Source organism: Novosphingobium sp. MMS21-SN21R (assembly GCF_031846015.1).
Lineage (GTDB): Bacteria > Pseudomonadota > Alphaproteobacteria > Sphingomonadales > Sphingomonadaceae > Novosphingobium.
Map to the genome: position 1 here is coordinate 65,510 of NZ_JAVRDU010000003.1, position 17,592 is coordinate 83,101.

Annotated in this window: 15 protein-coding genes; 8 read left to right on the forward strand and 7 right to left on the reverse strand. The window is 63.7% G+C overall.

The window, feature by feature from the left end; all coding sequences use genetic code 11:
* Positions 1 to 50: 50 nt before the first annotated feature.
* From RM192_RS16515 to RM192_RS16540, 6 genes are read right to left on the reverse strand one after another with little or no spacing between them, the layout of a single operon-like run.
* Entirely contained in the window at positions 51 to 842 is a 792-nt protein-coding gene (locus RM192_RS16515) for a tyrosine-protein phosphatase (protein ID WP_311508726.1), read from the reverse strand.
* 3 nt (positions 843 to 845) lie between these two features.
* On the reverse strand, positions 846 to 1,757 hold the full coding sequence (locus RM192_RS16520; RefSeq protein WP_311508727.1) for an NADP-dependent oxidoreductase: 912 nt from the start codon (positions 1,755 to 1,757) through the stop codon (positions 846 to 848).
* Positions 1,758 to 1,784: 27 nt separating this feature from the next.
* On the reverse strand, positions 1,785 to 2,675 hold the full coding sequence (locus RM192_RS16525) for a TIGR03619 family F420-dependent LLM class oxidoreductase (RefSeq protein ID WP_311508728.1): 891 nt from the start codon (positions 2,673 to 2,675) through the stop codon (positions 1,785 to 1,787).
* A 46-nt stretch (positions 2,676 to 2,721) separates the two neighbouring features.
* Entirely contained in the window at positions 2,722 to 3,519 is a 798-nt protein-coding gene (locus RM192_RS16530; RefSeq protein WP_311508729.1) for an SDR family NAD(P)-dependent oxidoreductase, read from the reverse strand.
* Complete coding sequence (locus tag RM192_RS16535) at positions 3,516 to 3,962, reverse strand: nuclear transport factor 2 family protein (RefSeq protein WP_311508730.1); 447 nt, start codon at positions 3,960 to 3,962, stop codon at positions 3,516 to 3,518. Before RM192_RS16535 ends, RM192_RS16530 begins: the two co-directional genes overlap by 4 nt.
* 17 nt (positions 3,963 to 3,979) lie before the next feature.
* Positions 3,980 to 4,789 carry an SDR family oxidoreductase gene (locus tag RM192_RS16540; protein ID WP_311508731.1) on the reverse strand — a complete coding sequence of 270 codons (810 nt, stop codon included), beginning with the start codon at positions 4,787 to 4,789 and terminating at the stop codon, positions 3,980 to 3,982.
* A 270-nt stretch (positions 4,790 to 5,059) separates the two neighbouring features.
* Here RM192_RS16540 and RM192_RS16545 point away from each other — a divergent pair, with 270 nt between their 5' ends.
* Both RM192_RS16545 and RM192_RS16550 read left to right on the forward strand, forming a co-directional pair.
* Positions 5,060 to 7,468, forward strand: coding sequence for a TonB-dependent receptor plug domain-containing protein (locus RM192_RS16545; protein WP_311508732.1), 2,409 nt, complete (start codon positions 5,060 to 5,062; stop codon positions 7,466 to 7,468).
* A 52-nt stretch (positions 7,469 to 7,520) separates the two neighbouring features.
* Positions 7,521 to 8,882 carry a phosphotransferase gene (locus tag RM192_RS16550; RefSeq protein WP_311508733.1) on the forward strand — a complete coding sequence of 454 codons (1,362 nt, stop codon included), beginning with the start codon at positions 7,521 to 7,523 and terminating at the stop codon, positions 8,880 to 8,882.
* A gap of 2 nt (positions 8,883 to 8,884) precedes the next feature.
* Here RM192_RS16550 and RM192_RS16555 read toward each other — a convergent pair whose 3' ends face one another.
* On the reverse strand, positions 8,885 to 9,559 hold the full coding sequence (locus RM192_RS16555) for a TetR/AcrR family transcriptional regulator (protein ID WP_311508734.1): 675 nt from the start codon (positions 9,557 to 9,559) through the stop codon (positions 8,885 to 8,887).
* A 168-nt stretch (positions 9,560 to 9,727) separates the two neighbouring features.
* Here RM192_RS16555 and RM192_RS16560 point away from each other — a divergent pair, with 168 nt between their 5' ends.
* The 6 genes from RM192_RS16560 to RM192_RS16585 all read left to right on the forward strand — a co-directional run bounded on the left by RM192_RS16560 (position 9,728) and on the right by RM192_RS16585 (position 17,589).
* Positions 9,728 to 10,543 (forward strand): SDR family oxidoreductase, encoded by an 816-nt coding sequence (locus RM192_RS16560; RefSeq protein WP_311508735.1) that lies wholly within the window; start codon positions 9,728 to 9,730, stop codon positions 10,541 to 10,543.
* A gap of 17 nt (positions 10,544 to 10,560) precedes the next feature.
* A complete protein-coding gene (locus RM192_RS16565) occupies positions 10,561 to 10,851 on the forward strand; it encodes a DUF1330 domain-containing protein (RefSeq protein WP_311508736.1) in 291 nt (96 codons plus the stop codon).
* Positions 10,852 to 10,895: 44 nt separating this feature from the next.
* On the forward strand, positions 10,896 to 12,863 hold the full coding sequence (locus RM192_RS16570; protein ID WP_311508737.1) for an FAD-dependent oxidoreductase: 1,968 nt from the start codon (positions 10,896 to 10,898) through the stop codon (positions 12,861 to 12,863).
* 154 nt (positions 12,864 to 13,017) lie between these two features.
* Positions 13,018 to 14,220, forward strand: coding sequence for an acetyl-CoA C-acetyltransferase (locus RM192_RS16575; RefSeq protein WP_311508738.1), 1,203 nt, complete (start codon positions 13,018 to 13,020; stop codon positions 14,218 to 14,220).
* 34 nt (positions 14,221 to 14,254) lie between these two features.
* Positions 14,255 to 16,435 carry a 3-hydroxyacyl-CoA dehydrogenase NAD-binding domain-containing protein gene (locus RM192_RS16580; RefSeq protein WP_311508739.1) on the forward strand — a complete coding sequence of 727 codons (2,181 nt, stop codon included), beginning with the start codon at positions 14,255 to 14,257 and terminating at the stop codon, positions 16,433 to 16,435.
* Complete coding sequence (locus tag RM192_RS16585; protein ID WP_311508740.1) at positions 16,432 to 17,589, forward strand: acyl-CoA dehydrogenase family protein; 1,158 nt, start codon at positions 16,432 to 16,434, stop codon at positions 17,587 to 17,589. The genes RM192_RS16580 and RM192_RS16585 overlap by 4 nt, the downstream gene beginning before the upstream one ends.
* The last annotated feature ends 3 nt before the right edge of the window (positions 17,590 to 17,592 follow it).

The following is a 17,592-nucleotide window of genomic DNA, read 5'->3' on the forward strand; positions in this document are numbered from 1 at the left end:
ATCCTTCGACAGGCTCAGGATGAACGGGTGTGGGGGTTGGCTGAGGCTGACTAACCTTCCACCAAGCGCTCGCGAATGGCGGCGATCTGGGCTTCATCGAGGCCCAGCGCTGCCTGCGCGTATCCGGCAATCGAGCCATGCCGCTCGGCCACGCTGTCGAGCGCGGCTTTCAGATAAGCGGGATCGGCGCGCATCAGCGCATCGCGCACATCGGGTGCCATCTTCTCGAACGGATGTTCGCCATCGGTCAGGCCCATGCGGGCGGCGCGGTGCACGCGCGTGAACGCATAGAGATCGACCGCCGTGTCGGTCAGCGCAAAGTCGGCAAGGATGGTGTCTTCGTCCACGCCTGCAAGGCCCAGAATGATCGCGGCGCAAAACCCGGTGCGGTCCTTGCCCGCCGCGCAGTGGAATACGAGCGGTGTCTGGTCATCCAGCAAGGCACCGAACAACCCGCGCAACGGTCGCACCAGCCAGTCCTGCATGGTGGGATAGGACCCGATCAGCCAAGCGCGCAGTTCCGGGCCGGTCGCCACCTGTTCCCACGCCGCCCCGCGTTGTGACGAGGCGATGGATTCATCAAGCTGCCACGACAGCTTCTGCACTGGCCCAGCCCAGTGGGTGGGTTCGGATGCAATCTCGTCATCGCGGCGCAAGTCGACAATCGTGCGGATACCGAGCGGGGCGATGGCCGCATGGTCGCCATCGGTCAGATAAGTCAGCACGCCCGATCGGTAGACCAGCCCGCGCCGAACTGTGCCGCCACCAGCAACAGGATAGCCGCCAAGGTCACGGAAATTGCAGCCGCCGACCAGATCGAGGGTTTGGGATTGATCCGACATCGGTCAATACGTCAGCACGATTTTGCCGCGCACGTTGCCGCCTTCGACGTCGGCCATTGCGGAAACCGCTTGTTCCACCGGATAGGTCCGCTGGATTGTGGGCTTCAGCTTGCCCGCATCGGCAAGGGCTGCGGCATGGGCCAATGCAGCGCCGTTGGGCGTGCCGAAAGTCATAGTGGCGCGGACGCCGTGGCGGGCGGCCTCGTCCTGATCGGGCGGGGCGACCAGCGAAATCAGGATGCCGCCGGACTTGAGCAGGCCCCACGAACGCGCCTGTGCAGCCGGTCCGAACGCATCGAGCACCACGTCGAAATCGCCGATGGCCTGTTCATAAGCCGTGGTGCGGTCGATCACGTGGTCAGCGCCCAATCCGCGCACGAAGTCCATAGTGGCAGGCGAGGTCAGCGCGGTGACTTCAGCCCCCATCGCCTTGGCCAGTTGCACGACAATGCTGCCGACCCCGCCCGCTGCGGCATGGACCAGCAGCCGCGTTCCCGGCCCGATCGGTTCGGCATCGAACGCGGCCTGCGCGGTAACGATGGCAACAGGCAGTGCGGCGGATTCGATCAGCGACAGGCTGGCGGGCGCCTTGGCCACGGCATTTGCGTCCACCGCCAGTTCATCAGCAAAAACGCCAATCGGGCCGACCGAGCCATAGACCACATCGCCCAGCGAAAAACCGGTGACGCCGGTGGCCAGTTCAGTAACGGTCCCGGCAAATTCGTTGCCGAGTGTAAACGGGAACGGCGCCTGAAGAAATTCCATGTGCCCCTCACGGATCTTCCAGTCGACCGGATTGACGCCCGTCGCAGCCACCGAAACGCGCAACTGCCCTGCGGCAAGCTCCGGCCTTGGCACATCGTTGATCACAACAACTTCGGGGCCGCCATAGGCGGTGATCTGGACGGCTCTCATCATGTTCTCCGTGGCAGCGGGGCGCCGTTAAAGGACGTTTGCCGCGATCTTTTCGAGGGCGATGCGCGCGTCTTCAACGCTGGCGATGTGGGGCAGGCTGAAGGCGAGGCGGTCTGCGCCTGCGTCTTCATAGACATTGCGCAAGTCGAGCGCGTCGTCACCGGGCGCGAGGATCACGCCGATCTCGAAGTGCGCGATGTCGCGCCCGGCGGCCTGTGCGTGCGCCATGATCTTGGCGCGGCCCTGACGGACATGGTCCGGCCCGGTTAAGTCGGTTTCGGTCAGCGACAGCAGCTTTGTGCCGGCATAAGCGGGGACCCAGCCCTGACAGTGCTTGCCCACCCGTTCGAGCACGGCATCGCTGTAACCGCCCAGCAGGATCGGGGTGTGCGGCTTGCGCGCCGGGCGTGGATACATCTGCACTTCGGGGAACTGGAAAAACTCGCCGTCAAAGGCAAAGGCGTCCTGCGTCCACAGGCCCTTCATCACCGCGATGCTTTCCATGGTATAGGCCCAGCGCCGCTCGAAACTGCCGCCGCTCGCCTCGATCTCGATCCGGCTTGCGCCGCCGGTGCCGAGGCCCAGCATGAAGCGGCCGTTGCTGTAGGCGTCGATGCACGCCACCTGTTTGGCGACATCGACCGGGTGCTTCATCGGCATGATCAGCACGCCGGTCGATACTTCGAGCCGGGTGGTCATCGCGGTGGCGCGCGCGGCGCCGATCAGCGGGTCTTGGTAGAACGGCACGCCGTGGGTGTGCGGGCCTTTGATCTCTTCGCGCAGGGGCCGGACCGTGTGATGGCCCGAGGTCAGCCAGTCAAAGCCGATCGCTTCGGCCATGCGCCCGATTTCGCCCATGTCGACGTCGTTGATCGGCGCGCCCGGATCGGCGAACGGCCTGCTGATGCCAATTTTCATCGATGCTCTCTCCAAAGGCGTTTGATTGCGCGGCTGATGACCGGGGTCATCCGTAGAAAAACTTGAGCAACTCGCTCTTGGTGACGACCCGTTCGCGGCGGGCGGCGTTGGACGTCACCGGATCGTCGGGCGAGACTTCGTCGGGATTGTAGATCGGTCCCGACCCCAGCGCCGCGATCGTGCCGCGCGCCAGCGATGCCGTGTCCGATGCACCGGTGGCTTCGACCGGGATCCCCCGCTTTGCCAGGGTTTGGCGCAGCATCGGGGTATCGGCGATCTTGAAGAGCAAGGTGACTACGTCCACCCCGCGCGGGGTGAGTTCGGCCCACAGCGCTTCGCACAAGTTCAGCGCAAAGCCCTTGGTTGCGGTATAGATGCCCGAAAGCGCCGCGCCTCCAAAAGCCGCCTCGGAGCCAACCACGATCAGCCCGCCGCCGCCGCTTTTTACCAGACGCTGCCCGAAATGGTGAAGCGCCTGCGTGAGGAACAGCACGTTGCGCTGGATCGTGGCGGCCCATGTTTCATAAGGCAGATCGACGAATTGCGTGCCCGAGGCTTCGGCTCCTGCATTGAACACGGCGAGCGTCAGCGGCAGGTCGGCAGTGGCGGCTTCGATCCGTGCGACGGCATCGGCCGCGCCGAGATCGAGCGACAGCGTGCGCGCTTCGACGCCCAGCGCGCGCACGGCGGCTGCGGCTGCGGCCAGCTTGTCTTCCTGCCGCGCGATCAGCAGGCAGTTCATGCCGTGGCCCGCCAGTTCGGTCGCAAAGGCGAGGCCGAGGCCGTCCGATCCGCCGGTAACGAACGCCCAGTGTCCCGGCGCGATGGCCGCTGCCAACGTCATTGCGCCAGCGCCTCCGGGTTACCCGCCGGGTTCTTCTCGCCGGTCACGCCCATCTTGCGGTTGAGATCGTCCATGTCGAGATACTCGCGCCATTTGACGATCAGCCCGGCGTCGTTGAATTCGTATATCGCGACCATCTGGTGCGGGCAGGGGCGGCCCATGATGATCGCGGTGTCCGAGCGTTCCTGCATCACCATGCGGTCGTTCGACACGATGTTGACTTCGTTGCACTTGTTGTTGGTGGCAAAGGTCATCTGGTTGAGGATTTCGGCGCGCAGCGCGTCCTTGCCCTTGATTACCGGGCCGCCCGGAACCCACAGCTGCCATTCGGCATCGTCGGCAAAGAACGACAGGATTTTCTCGACATCGGGCCGCACTTCGTCGCTGCCGTCGCCCCAGGCGTCATGCATCGTGCGGACCTTGTTTTCCAGTTCGATACCCATGATGTTTTCCTTGAGATTCAGTTGCCTGCAGACAGCGCGCGGGTGACGCTGATGAACGGCACGGTGCAGCTCTGCCCGCCGTCGACCGGATAGAGCATCCCGTTGACGTAGCGCGATTCATCCGACGCCAGGAACAGCGCCATCGCCGCGATGTCTTCAGGCTCGCCGATGAAGGGCGTGTTCAGGACGTCGAGGAACAAGCGGTCCATTTCGGGCGTGGTCCACTGGATCTTGGCCGGGGTCTGCGTCGGGCCGGGCAGGATCGCGTTGCTGCGGATGCCGCGCTTCCCATAAGTCGCGGCAATCGCCTGGACGAACCAGTTAAGCGCGGCCTTGGACGAACCATAGCTGTAGGCGGTAATGTCGCCGCCCATCGAGCTGCCGGACGAGGTGGCGATGATCGAGCCGCGTCCGCGTTCGAGCATGTGCGGGATCGCCAGCTTGCTCGCGATCACTGCGCCGAGCACGTTGACGCGCAAGTTGGCGAAGAAGATTTCGGGATCGAACGCGAGGAAATCCATGTCGCGCATGGCGTGTTCGGTGTTGGTGTAGAGCGCGTTGTTGAACAGGACGTCGATCTGGCCGAAATCGGCGATGGTGGTGTCGATCATCCGGGCAAGATCGGCCTCATTGCTGACATCCACGGTGATCGCGCGGGCCTTGCCGCCTGCATCGATGACCGCTTGCGCCACGGCTTCTGCGGGTTCGGCGCGAATGTCGGCGACAATCACGGTTGCACCTTCAGCGGCGAACATCTGCGCGCTGGCGCGGCCGATTCCGCTGCCACTCCCGGTAATGATGCAGACCTTGTCTGCCAGCCTCGCCATGGTTCCGTGCTCCTTGTCGCCTTGATGGCGCTTGGCCTGCACAGAGGCGCGATTTCGAGCTTCAGGTTACCTGCCGAAAGGTTGGCGGCGTCCGGAGTTTGTCGCGGCACAAGTGCGAACCACAGAGCACGAAATTTCCGGCGCCAGTCCATGTGCCAGTTTCGCCACCCTTCCCTGCGGCAGGTTTTTTGGCGGCACCCCCGTCACACCGAGCGACGAAATCGGAACCGTAAAGGACGAAAACGTCCGATTCACCAGGGAGGAAAACCGATGATTTCGAACGTCCGCACGAAGAGCCTCGTCGCCTTGTTGCTGGTCAGCACGGCCACGCCTGCGCTTGCCCAGCAGTCTGCACCTCAGTCCACCGCTGAAACCGATCAGGCTTCGGGCCAGACCGATGGCGATATCATCGTCACCGCGCGCCGCACCGCGGAGAACATCCAGTCCACCCCGGTCTCGGTGACTGCATTCGGCACGGAATCGCTGCGTCAGGCACAGGTCCGCGATACGCAGGATCTGCTGTTCAAGACGCCGGGCGTGTTCCTGGCGGGCAGCGGCGGGCGTGAAAACTCCAACTTCTCGATCCGTGGCCAGTCCAAGGCGCTTGCCGGAAACAGCGCGCCGGGCGTGATCAGCTATTTCGCCGATGTGCCCGCGCCCACGCTCGGGTCGAGCATTCCGACTTACGATCTCGCCTCGGTGCAGGTGCTCAAAGGCCCGCAGGGCACGCTGTTCGGCCGCAACACCACCGGCGGCGCGATCCTGTATTACCCGACCGCACCCAACTATGAGCTCGGCGGCTATGTCCAGGCCTCCTACGGCAGCTACGATTCAAAGATTGCAGAAGCGGCGCTCAATCTGCCGCTGGTTGACGGCAAGGTCGCGCTGCGCATCTCGGGCCAGTACCAGAAGCGCGATGGCTGGACGAAGAACATCGGCGTGGGCAACGATGCAGACGATCTCAATTCGCGCGCAATCCGTGGCTCGCTGCTGCTCGAGCCGGTCGAGGGGCTGAAGAACACGACCATCGTCGACTATTACCGCAACCGCTCCACCGGCGGCGCTTCGGTGCTGGTCGATGTCTTCGCAGGTCCCAACGCCCTGACTGCAACCGGTACGCTGAGCGGTGCGCAGGCCCAGCTTGCGGCGCAGCGCGCCCGCGGCGTCCGCGTGATCAATTCGGACATCGATGCATTCGAACGCGCCGAGCGCTTTGGCGTGACCAACCGTACCGAAGCCACGCTTTCCGATGCGATCCAACTGGTCAACATCTTCGGCTATCGCCACACCAAGGTCGACTACTTCTCCAGCGTCGACGGGCTGCCCACGCTTATTTCGGACGGCACCGGTGCAATCCCCAAGTTCCTGCCGGTCATGGTCGTCGGCGGACGCCAGACCTCTGACGTCGAGCAGTTCACCGAGGAACTGCAGCTGCGCGGCAAGGCGGCGGACGATAAGCTGGAATGGCTGGTCGGCGGTTTCTACCTCAAGAGCAAGCCCAAGGGGCCGACCGGAACCTATATTCCGATCTTCATCCTGCCCGGCTTCACCAACGCGCCATTCAACTATGGCTTCTTCACCGAGACCAGCAAGGCGCTGTTCGGGAACGTGACCTACAAGCTTGACGGCATTGCCGACGGCTTGCGTTTCAGCGCCGGCTTCCGCCACACGTGGGACGAGATCACCGCCTGCGTCGGCGGCGGCACTTCGCCCAATCCGGTGCTGTCGCCCGCCGATTGCAACAATGCCGTCCCGACCATCCGCAACAGCAGCATCAACAAGACCTCGTCCAAGGCACCGACCTGGACAATCGGACTGGATTATCAGGCCTCGGACTCGGTGTTCCTCTACGCCGTCACCCGCCACGGCTACCGCGCAGGCGGGATCAACAGCCCGACGCTCGCCGGACGCCTTGCCAAGTTCCAGTCGTTCCGTCCGGAAAAGGTTGACGATATCGAAGTCGGCATCCGTTCGGACATGAATGCAGGCGATGTCTCCATCCGCTTCAACGCATCGCCGTTCGTCGGCTGGTACAGCAATGTGCAGGTGCCGGTTTCGGGCCTGAACACGCAAGCGACCTGCAGCACGACAGCGCCGGGCGGCACCGCCGCGCCGAAATCGCCCGATGGCGATTGCAACCCGAACAATGATCCGAGCGGCGGCACGCTGCTGGTCAATGCCGGTTCGACCCGCGTCGCAGGCATCGACCTGTCCACCCGCATCGCACCTACCTCGACTCTCGCATTCGAGGCAGGCGCGACATTCCTCGATCTCAAGACACGCTCGCTGACCGTGCCGGCCGAACTGCAATCCTACCTGCGCGTGCTGGCGGTGCCGTTCAACCTCGTTGCCAAGCAGACGATCACCGCAGGCGTGCGCTGGACGTTGCCGGTGCCCGAAAGCATCGGCAAGACCGTGTTCAGCGGCGACTTCTACCATACGAGCAGCGTCCAGTCGTCGGACGCGGTGCTGCCCGCCTACAGCATCGTCAACGCGCGGCTCGACATCAGCAGCATTGGCGGTTCAAACCTCGATGCCAGCGTGTTCGTGCGCAATGTGTTCGACAAGGAATACCTGGCATCGAGCAACGTCGGATCGAACCTGCTCGGCGTGCAGAGCGGCTTCTTCGGTGCCCCGCGCACTGTCGGCGTCGAACTGCGCTATCGCTTCGGCAGCTGAGCCGGATATCGCCTGAACTGAAAACCGGCGCGGTCGGTGGAGGGAGAGAACAATGGTCTCGCAAGCAGTACAGCCTCCCGCCGACCCCACCGATGCCAAAGTCTACGACTGGCTGATCGCCAATATCGGCCCGGTCACCGCGTTCGAGCGTCAGCCGCGTTGGCGGCCGGGCTGGAACGTGGTGGCGGGCGGCGCACCTCTCTATGTGCGCGGCCCGCGCGGCGACACGTATGCCTCGCCGGTCGACATGTTTCAGGAAGCCGAAATTCATCACGTTTTCGAGCGCCACGGGATCCCCGCGCCGCGCGTTCGCGGGATGATCCCCGATCCGCTGTGCATCGTCATGGAAATGCTGCCGGGACGGATCAACAGCGGATCGATTGAAAACCCCGAGGTTCAGGCCCAAGTGCGCGAGCGGTTCATCGGAATCGTGGCCGATGTACACCGTTTGCCGGTAGAGGCCTTTGCCGCCGCAAAATTGCCGGTGCCGCAAAGCCCCAGGGAAATCGCGCTCAATCTCTACACGCCCTCGCACGCAATTTTCCGCGAGCGCATCGCGGGCCGTCCGTGGCCGCTGATGGAATTTGCGTGGGGTTGGCTCAACCGCAACATTCCGCAGGACCGCACCCGCGCCACTTTCGTGAACTACGATGGTGGGCAGTTCCTGTTCAGCGATGACGGCACGGTCACCGGCCTTATCGATTTCGAGGTGTCCTCGCTCGGCGATCCGGCGGCGGAGCTTTCGGGCATGCGCCTGCGTGATACGTCCGAGCCGCTGGGCGACCTGACTGCATTGGTGGCGCGCTATGAAGCCCTTACCGGTGACCGTATTTCGCGCCAGTTGATTGAATTCCACACCGCCGGGTTCTGTGCGGTCAACGGGTTCCTGATGTGGCCACTGATGTTCGACAGCGCGCCCGAACAGGACTTCATCGCCTATCTCAACTATTGCGTCGGCACGAGCCGCTGGATGATCCGCGCCATCGCCGATCACATGGGCGTCACGCTGGTCGACCCACCGGAACCCCGCGTGCAGCCGCTCGGCTTCGAGCAAGCGTCGCGCCATCTGGTGCGGCATATCGAGGCTTTCGCTGACGGCACGCTTGCGGAAAACTACGCTCGCGATTCCGCCGCGCATCAGGCCTTCTACATGGGCCGGCTCAATACCTACGGCCTCTCAGTGCAAGCCGCCGATCTGGCAGACGTTGCCGCGCTGACTGGCGTGCGCCACGAAACCTGGGAGCAGGCGCAGGCCGCGCTGTCGGAATGGGTCGCACAGGCAGGGCCCGAGGCCGACGCCGCGCTGGTCCAGCACTTCCACCGCTGGTTGCAGCGTCAGGCATTCATGCTGCGCGGCTGCGGCCCGGCGGCGTTCATTTCGGCGGCCAATCTTCAGCCCATTCTTGACCGCTGACCTCAGCTCCGCCTGCGTACCGCTGCAAGGACGAATTCGGTGCTGCTGGCGCGCCACGCGGCGGCGTCCAGATCTGCGCCAGTGCGCGTGCGCGTGACCAGCGCGATCATCGGCGAATGCGCGAACCACGTGGTCACAAGGCTGTGAATCACCCAGAACAACTGATCCGCATCGCAATCGGCGCGGAAAATGCCCTCCGCGCAGCCGCGCTCGACAATGGGCCGCAACACCTCGTCGATCAGCGTCCTGAGCATCGCGGCCAGCGGGCTGGTCTTGCCGACGTGGGCAAAGGCGTGCTGGGCTTCGTCGATCGTCATCCGCACTATCTGCGGGCGCTCGACGAATTCGCGGAACATGTTGTGCATGAACTGCTTGAGCGCCTCTTCGGGGGCGAGCGCGGCATATTCGGTGCACGCGATGAAGGCGGCAGTCTTTTCGGCGGCTTCCTTCAGGATGATCGTGTAAAGGTCCGACTTGCTGCCGAAGTAGTAATACAGAAGCTGCTTGGACACTCTGGCGCGGCGACAGATCGAATCCACCGTCGTGCCATCGAAGCCGTGGGCGGAGAACTCTTCCTTTGCGGCGTCGACGATGTCGGCAATCGTGGTGGCATTGGACGCGCGCCGTCCCCGGATCGCGGGCGGCTCAGCAGTGTGGCATTCGCCGCTCTCTGGCATTTCTCACCCTCTCCCGGCCAGGAATCCGCACCCTGACCAAGCGTTGAATTATTGCCTTAGGCGATAACTCCGCCGCGACCTAAACACAACGCCTGCGCCGCAGCGCTTCGGCTTCTGCGCCGCGACGATCTTCCGACAGAACGATAAAAAACACTTGAGAGGATGCAGATGTTGTTTGGAAATCTGAACGAGCGCGTGGCGATCGTGACCGGATCGGGCGCCAATATCGGTGAGGCCTGTGCCAAGGCGCTGGCCGGGGCGGGGGCGCATGTGGTCGTCGCCGACATCAATCTGGGCGCGGCCGAAGCGGTCGCCGCCGCTATCGTCGCATCGGGAGGCAGCGCGATGGCGCATTACCTCGATCTTGCCGAAGAACAGAGCATCATCGATCTGGTCGCCGCGACCGTGGCGAAATACGGTCGCATCGATATCCTGCACAACAACGCCGCCGATACCCGCCCCGATTTCATGGCGCAGGACAAGTCGATCCCTGAAATGACCACAGAGGTGTGGGACCGCACCTTTGCGATCAACACGCGCGGGCCGATGCTGATGATCAAGCACACCGCGCCGCACATGATCGCGGGCGGCGGCGGTTCGATCATCAATACCGGCTCCGGCTCGGCCATTCTCGGCGATGTGTTCCACCCGGCCTATTCCACATCGAAGGGCGCGCTGCACACGCTGACGCGCAATGTCGCGGCGCAGCTCGGGCGTCACAACATCCGCTGCAACGCGGTGCTGCCGGGCCTCGTCCTGAGCAAGGGCGCGCGCGAGATCATGACTGCGGGCGAGATCGATTTCATCCAGCGCCACGTGCTGCTGCCGCGCCAGAGCAAGCCCGAGGACATCGCAGGCCCGGTGCTGTTCCTCGCGTCGGACGCGGGAAGTTTCGTCACCGCGCAAGTGTTCAGCGCCGACGGCGGTATCGTCCACCATTCGCCCTACTACGCCGACGTCATGGCGATGAACCAGAACGCATAAACCGAGGGGTTGGACCAATGGCTTCCTATGTGATGAGCATGATGAACAAGCACGATCTCGCCAAATACGGCGAGTATTCGGCGCAAGGCTTCGTTTCGCTGCAAGGCCTGCCGTTCGAAGTGATCGTGGGCGAAAATCTCGACGTGCTGGAGGGCGACGCGCCCGGCACCAGCGTCGTCGTGATGAAGTTTCCCACCAATGAAGCGGCAATGGCCTGGTACAATTCGGACGCCTATCAAAAGGCGATCCCGCTCCGCCACGCCGCTGCCGAAACGATCTTCGCGGTACACTTCACCGACAATCAATAACGCGTGGCCCTGCGCAAAGCGTGCACGCTGGAGGGGATTTTTGCATGACCAAGTATCCAACGATGTTCAGCCCGATCAGGATCGGGCGTCTCGAAGTGAAGAACCGGGTGTTCATGTCGCCGCACGGCATGGTCGGGCTCGGCATCGGCACTGACCGGCAGGTCGGCTATTTCGAAGCGCGCGCAAAGGGCGGTGCGGGCTTCATGGTGATCGCCAGTTGTCAGGTGGTGCCCGCGCCGCTGGTGCCGCCGGGCTGGTTCATCGAGGCCTATAACCCCGAGCACATCCCGGCGATCCGCCGGATCGTCGACGCCGCGCACAAGCATGGCGCGAAGATCGCGGTGCAGGGCGTGTGGATGATGGCCGACCCCGCCACCGCCCAGCCTTCGGGCATTGCGCCGCATACTGTGTTGTCCGATACCCAGCCCCGCACGATGACGACCGCCGAGGTGGAGGAACTGATCGAGGCTCACGCTATTGCCGCCTTCCACGCGCAGGAAGCAGGCGCCGATGGCTTCGAATTTCCGATCAGCGGCGGCGCGGGCCTTGGGTCCTTCACTTCTGAATTGTACAACCAGCGCACCGACAAATACGGCGGCAGCCTCGCAAACCGGATGCGCCCAATCGTCGAGATCGTCGAGGCAATCCGCCGCCGCGTGCGGCCAGATTTCGCCATCGGCATCGCGGTCAACGCCGATGAATCCACGTTGGGTTCGGCCGGGATCGATGACGGGATCGCCCAGTGCAGGATCCTTGAAGACACCGGCATGGTCGACTGGCTGCGCATCACCGCGCGCGGCCAGAAGCCGCAGATGACGCAGTATCATTACCCCTCCTCTTATATGGGCCGCGAAGGCACACACCTCGATGCGGCAGAGGCGGTCAAGAAGGCGGTCAAGCTGCCCGTGGTCAGCGGCGGGCGCGTCCTGACGCCAGCCTTCGCCGATCAGGCGATTGCCGACGGGCGCTGCGACATGGTGTTCGTGGCGCGGTCGGTGATTGCCGATCCCGAATGGCCCAACAAGTGCCGCGACGACAACACCGCCGAAATCCGCGCCTGCATCGGCGATCTCGAAGGCTGTTTCCTGCGCTCGTGCTTTGGTCAGGCGGTCGGCTGCACGGTCAATCCGGATATCGGGTTCGAGCATGAAGGGCCGGTAAAGCCCGCGGCCACCAGCAAGAACGTCGTCATCGTCGGCGCAGGGCCTGCCGGAATGCAGGCGGCGCTGACTGCGTCGCAGCGCGGCCACAAGGTCACCCTGCTCGAAAAGTCGGACCGGATAGGCGGCCATGTGACCATGCAGGCGATGCTGCCGGGCCTGGAAGACCGGGCCGAACTCATCCGCTGGCTCAAGCTGCAACTGGACAAGGCCGGAGTGACCATCCAGACCGGCACCGAGGCAACAGCGGCCTCGATCAAGGCGCTGGCGCCCGACGCGGTGATCGTGGCCACGGGCGCGCGCTATTCGCGGACAGGCGCGAGCAAGGCGCAACTGACCGGCGTTCCCGGCGCGCATTTGCAGCACGTGCTGACGCCGGAAGACGTGATGCTCGACCATGCACGCATCGGCAAGCGCATCGTCGTCTATGACAACACCTCCTACGAAGTCGGCCCCGGCATTGCCGAACATCTCGCCGATCTCGGCAAGGAGGTGTTCCTCGTCACCATCGATTCTGCGATGGCGATGTCGGTCACCGAACTCGGCCTGAACAAGGTGATCGCGCGCAGGCTCATGCCCAAGGTGACCTTCCTGCCCACTACCGAGATCACGCGCATCGACGAAGCCGACGTTCATCTGCGCGGCACGTTCTCGGGCGCAACGAGCGTTCTCGAAGCCATCGACAACACCATCCTGGTCACCTCGAAGCCGCCGCAGGAAAGCCTCTATCACGACCTGATTGCCGAGATGCCGGTCGTTCACCTGATCGGCGATGCGCGCGAGGCGCGCTGGAGCGTGTTCGCCACCGACGAGGCGATCAAGGACGGGAGACGGATCGGCTTGGCGGTCTGATCCGGTGCAGCATCGTGGTCATGGGGGTCACGATGCTGCACACCTTTCCCGGCTTCCCGGCAGCCTTTCGTAAGATAGGTGTGAAGCGGCGACCTCCCGCACAGTTGCACCCTGTACATTAATTGGTCTCATCCATTTTTGCAGGGCAGTATTCATGGAAGCCTACATCTACGATCATGTCCGTACCCCGCGCGGCAAGGGCCGCCCCGATGGTGCGCTGCATGAGGTAACTTCGGTCGAAATGGCCAGCCAGCTGCTTCAGGCGCTGCGCGACCGCAACGACCTGGATACCTCGCTGCTTGACGATGTGATCCTTGGCATGGCGCAGCCGGTCGGCGAACAGGGAGGCGTGCTGGCGCGCGCGGCGGTGCTGCAGGCAGGCTATGCCCAGACCGTTGCGGGCCAGCAGATCCATCGCTTCTGCGCATCGGGTCTTGATGCTGTCAGCCTGATCGCGGCGCAGGTCCATTCGGGCATGATCCAGGCCGGGATCGGCGGCGGCGTGGAATCGATGAGCCGCACCGTGATGGGCTATGACTCGGGTGCATGGACGTCCGATCCGGCAGTTGCCTTCCACAACTACTACGCACCGCAAGGCATCGGGGCAGACATCATCGCCACGCTCGACGGGTTCAGCCGCGAAGACGTCGATGGCTTTGCCGTCGAAAGCCAGCGCAAGGCTGCGCACGCGTGGGAGAATGGCTACTTCAAGAACTCCATCGTGCCCGTGAAAGACATTCTGGGCGAAGTCCTGCTCGACCATGACGAGCATATGCGCCCCGGCACCACCGTGGAAAGCCTCGCCAAGCTCAAGCCCGCGTTCGCAGGCTTCGGCAAGGGCGGGTTCGAAGCTGTGGCCAAGGCCAAGTATCCGCAGATCGAGGAACTGAACTACGTCCACCACGGCGGCAACAGCTCGGGCATCGTCGATGGCGCGGGCGTCGTGCTGGTCGGGTCGAAGGAATTCGGCGAACGTGCCGGCCTCAAGCCGCGCGGCCGCATTCGCGCCTATGCCAACATCGGGTCCGAACCCACGATCATGCTGACCGCACCGGGCGCGTGCTCGGACAAGGCGCTGAAGAATGCGGGCATGAGCCGCAGCGACATCGACCTGTGGGAACTGAACGAGGCCTTCGCCAGCGTCGTCATGCGCTTTCAGCGTGAAATGGGCATCCCCGACGACAAGATCAACGTGAACGGCGGCGCGATTGCCATGGGCCACCCACTGGGCGCCACCGGCGCGATGATCCTTGGCACCGTGCTCGATGAGCTTGAACGCCGCGATCTCCAGACCGGCCTGATCACGCTGTGCGCGGCCAACGGGCTGGGCACGGCCTCGATCATCGAACGCGTCTGACGCGCAAACACACGTCTTTTGAAGCGGAAAACCCATGCAGAACCTCAAACTCGAAACGACCGCTGACGGCTTCGCGATCCTGACGCTGGATGCCGCCGGGCAGACCATGAACGTCGTCAACGACGCCTTCCTTGCCGATATGGAAGAGGCGACCGCCAAGATCGCTGGCGATGACAGCATCAAGGGCGTGATCCTGACCTCGGGCAAACCTGCGTTCATGGCCGGGGCTGACCTGACCCAGCTGGTGAATGGCTTTGGCACCCTGACCAAGGCTCAGGCTTACGCATTCTCGCAGCGCGCCACGGCGATGCACCGCGCGATCGAACAGTCGGGCAAGCCGTGGGTCGCCGCGATCAACGGTCTGGCGCTGGGCGGCGGGTTCGAACTGGCGCTGGCGTGCCATCACCGCGTCCTGGTCGATAATCCCAAGGCGCTGGTCGGCCTGCCCGAAGTCAATGTCGGCCTGCTGCCGGGTTCGGGCGGAACCGTCCGCCTCGCGCTGCTGGTCGGCTACAAGAAGGCGCTCGACCTGTTGCTGTCGGGCCGCTCGGTTGGTCCTTCCGAAGCGCTCAAGCTCGGCATCGTCGATGAAGTCGTGTCCGCAGACACGCTGATCGACGCGGCGCGCGCCTGGCTTGCCACCGGGCCGGATCCGGTGCGTCCGTGGGACGTCAAGGGCTGGGTCCCGCCGCAGAAGAAGGGCCTGACCGTCCCGGAAGATTCAGCTGCCTACATGATGGCGGCAGGCGCGATTGCGCAGAAGGGCTATAACACGCCCGCTCCGCAGGCGATTCTCTCCGCCGTGTTCGAAGGCCAGCAATTGCCGTTCGACAAGGCGCTCGCGGTCGAAGGCAAGTATTTCGCCAAGCTGCTGACCGACCCTGTCGCGCGCAACATCATCCGCACCACCTTCATCTCCAAACTGGCCGCCGAAAAGGGCGCGCGCCGTCCGGCAGGCGTGCCCAAGTCGGAAGTGAAGAAGCTGGGCGTGCTCGGCGCGGGCATGATGGGCGCAGGCATCGCCTTCGTCTCGGCCAATGCCGGGATCGAAGTCGTGCTGCTCGACCGCGATGTTCCCTCTGCCGAAAAGGGCAAGGCCTATACAGCCAAGGCGCAGGCCAAGCTGATCGAGAAGGGCAAGCTGACACAGGACAAGGCCGACGCCGTGCTCGCACGGATCACGCCGACCGATGACTACGCGCTGCTCGAGGGCTGCGACATGATCGTCGAGGCGGTGTTCGAGGATACCGCGATCAAGGCCGACACCACCCGCAAGGCCGAAGCGGTAATCCCCACCACCGCCGTGTTTGCCACCAACACGTCGTCGCTGCCGATCTCTGACCTGGCAAAGGCATCGTCGCGCCCTGACCAGTTCATCGGCATCCATTTCTTCTCGCCGGTTGACCGCATGGGTCTGGTCGAAGTGATCGTGGGCAAGCAGACGTCGCCGGAAACGCTGGCCAAGTCGCTCGATTTCATCGCGCAACTGCGCAAGACGCCGATCGTGGTCAACGATTCCCGCGGATTCTACACCAGCCGCGTGTTCCGCATGTTCATCTTTGAGGGCGTGGCGATGCTTGAAGACGGCGTCGAGCCTGCGCGCATCGAGAACGCCGCCAAGGCCGCGGGCTTCCCGATCGGGCCGCTCGCGCTGCTCGATGAAGTGACGATGGAACTGCCGGTCAAGATCGTGGCCGAAGCCGCCCGCGATACCGCCGACACCGATAACAAGTACACCATCGAACGCGGCATGAAGGTGCTCGGCCGGATGATCGAGCTGGGCCGGGGCAGCCGCAAGGCAGGTGGCGGTTTCTACGAATATCCGCAGGCCGGCGGCAAGCATCTGTGGGCAGGGCTGGCGCAGGAATTCCCCGTGGCTGAAACCCAGCCCGATCAGGAAGAGCTGAAGAAGCGCTTCCTCTATTCGCAGGCCAACGAAACCGCGCAGACCTTCGAGGAAGGCGTGCTGGAAACGCCTGAGGACGCCGATCTTGGCGCGATCTATGGCTGGGGCTTCCCTGCCTGGACCGGCGGTACGCTCAGCTACATCGATACCGTGGGCATTGCCGCATTCGTGGCGGAATCGGACCGGCTCGCGCAATTGTATGGCCCGCGCTTTGCCCCTTCGGCATGGTTGCGCGCCAAGGCGGCAAAGGGTGAAGGGTTCTATCCCGCCCCAGGCCAGACCGTTGCCAAGGAGTTGACCTCAGCATGAAGCGTGTGATCTTCGAATCGGAACACGAGCAGTTCCGCGACAGTGTGATCAAGTTCATGTCGGCCGAAGTCGGCCCTCACGCCGAAGCGTGGCGCAAGGAAGGCATGGTCCCGCGCGAGCTCTATCGCAAGGCTGGTGAGCAGGGCCTGCTGTGCACCTGGGCCGACGAGAAATACGGCGGGGCGGGGATTGACGATTTTCGCTTCGAACAGATCATCATCGAAGAGAACATGCGCCACGGCGACATCGGTTTCTACATCAACCTGCACAACGATCTCGTCGCGCCCTACATCGCCAAGCTGGGCAATGACGAGCAGAAGGATCGCTGGATGCCGGGCATTGTCTCGGGCGAGAAGATCCTTGCCGTGGCGATGACCGAACCTTCGACCGGGTCCGACCTTGCGGGCATGAAGACCCGCGCCGAGGACAAGGGCGATCACTGGCTGCTGAACGGCGCCAAGACCTATATCTCGAACGGCATCCTGTCGGATCTGATCGTGGTGGCCGCGCGCACCGATCCGGAAAGCCGTCACGGCCTCAGCCTGCTGGTGGTCGAACGCGGCATGGAAGGCTTCGAACGCGGGCGCAAGCTCGCCAAGATGGGCTTGCACGCGCAGGACACCGCCGAACTGTTCTTCAACGATGTCAAAGTGCCCAAGGCGAACATGCTGGGCGATCCGGGGCAGGGCTTCCGCTATCTCGCTCGGTTCCTGGCGCAGGAGCGTCTGGTTGCGGCCATCGGCTTCATGGCGACGGCGCAGACCGCCTTCGACATCACGCTCGACTACGTGAAAGAGCGCAAGGCATTCGGCAAGCCCATCGGCGCGTTCCAGAACACGCGCTTCAAGATGGCCTCGATGCGCACCGAACTCGATGCCGCGCAGACCTATATCGACCAGCTGGTGCTGCTCCTCAACGCGGGCGAACTGACGGCGGAAGATGCCTCCGGTGCAAAGCTGCTCTCGTCCGAACTCGAGGGCCGGGTGATGGACGAATGCGTCCAGCTCCACGGCGGCGCGGGCTACATGGAAGAATACCGCATCAGCCGGATGTACACTGACGCGCGCATCAGCCGGATCTTCGCCGGAACCTCGGAAATCATGCGCGAGATCATCGGCCGCGGGCTGGGCCTCGACGAACGCAAGATGTCCTGACCG

Coding starts and splice junctions, on each gene's coding strand:
- RM192_RS16515 (WP_311508726.1), bottom strand. CDS start 842: ATGTCGGATCAATCCCAAACCCTCGATCTGGTCGGCGGCTGCAATTTC.
- RM192_RS16520 (WP_311508727.1), bottom strand. CDS start 1,757: ATGAGAGCCGTCCAGATCACCGCCTATGGCGGCCCCGAAGTTGTTGTG.
- RM192_RS16525 (WP_311508728.1), bottom strand. CDS start 2,675: ATGAAAATTGGCATCAGCAGGCCGTTCGCCGATCCGGGCGCGCCGATC.
- RM192_RS16530 (WP_311508729.1), bottom strand. CDS start 3,519: ATGACGTTGGCAGCGGCCATCGCGCCGGGACACTGGGCGTTCGTTACC.
- RM192_RS16535 (WP_311508730.1), bottom strand. CDS start 3,962: ATGGGTATCGAACTGGAAAACAAGGTCCGCACGATGCATGACGCCTGG.
- RM192_RS16540 (WP_311508731.1), bottom strand. CDS start 4,789: ATGGCGAGGCTGGCAGACAAGGTCTGCATCATTACCGGGAGTGGCAGC.
- RM192_RS16545 (WP_311508732.1), top strand. CDS start 5,060: ATGATTTCGAACGTCCGCACGAAGAGCCTCGTCGCCTTGTTGCTGGTC.
- RM192_RS16550 (WP_311508733.1), top strand. CDS start 7,521: ATGGTCTCGCAAGCAGTACAGCCTCCCGCCGACCCCACCGATGCCAAA.
- RM192_RS16555 (WP_311508734.1), bottom strand. CDS start 9,559: ATGCCAGAGAGCGGCGAATGCCACACTGCTGAGCCGCCCGCGATCCGG.
- RM192_RS16560 (WP_311508735.1), top strand. CDS start 9,728: ATGTTGTTTGGAAATCTGAACGAGCGCGTGGCGATCGTGACCGGATCG.
- RM192_RS16565 (WP_311508736.1), top strand. CDS start 10,561: ATGGCTTCCTATGTGATGAGCATGATGAACAAGCACGATCTCGCCAAA.
- RM192_RS16570 (WP_311508737.1), top strand. CDS start 10,896: ATGACCAAGTATCCAACGATGTTCAGCCCGATCAGGATCGGGCGTCTC.
- RM192_RS16575 (WP_311508738.1), top strand. CDS start 13,018: ATGGAAGCCTACATCTACGATCATGTCCGTACCCCGCGCGGCAAGGGC.
- RM192_RS16580 (WP_311508739.1), top strand. CDS start 14,255: ATGCAGAACCTCAAACTCGAAACGACCGCTGACGGCTTCGCGATCCTG.
- RM192_RS16585 (WP_311508740.1), top strand. CDS start 16,432: ATGAAGCGTGTGATCTTCGAATCGGAACACGAGCAGTTCCGCGACAGT.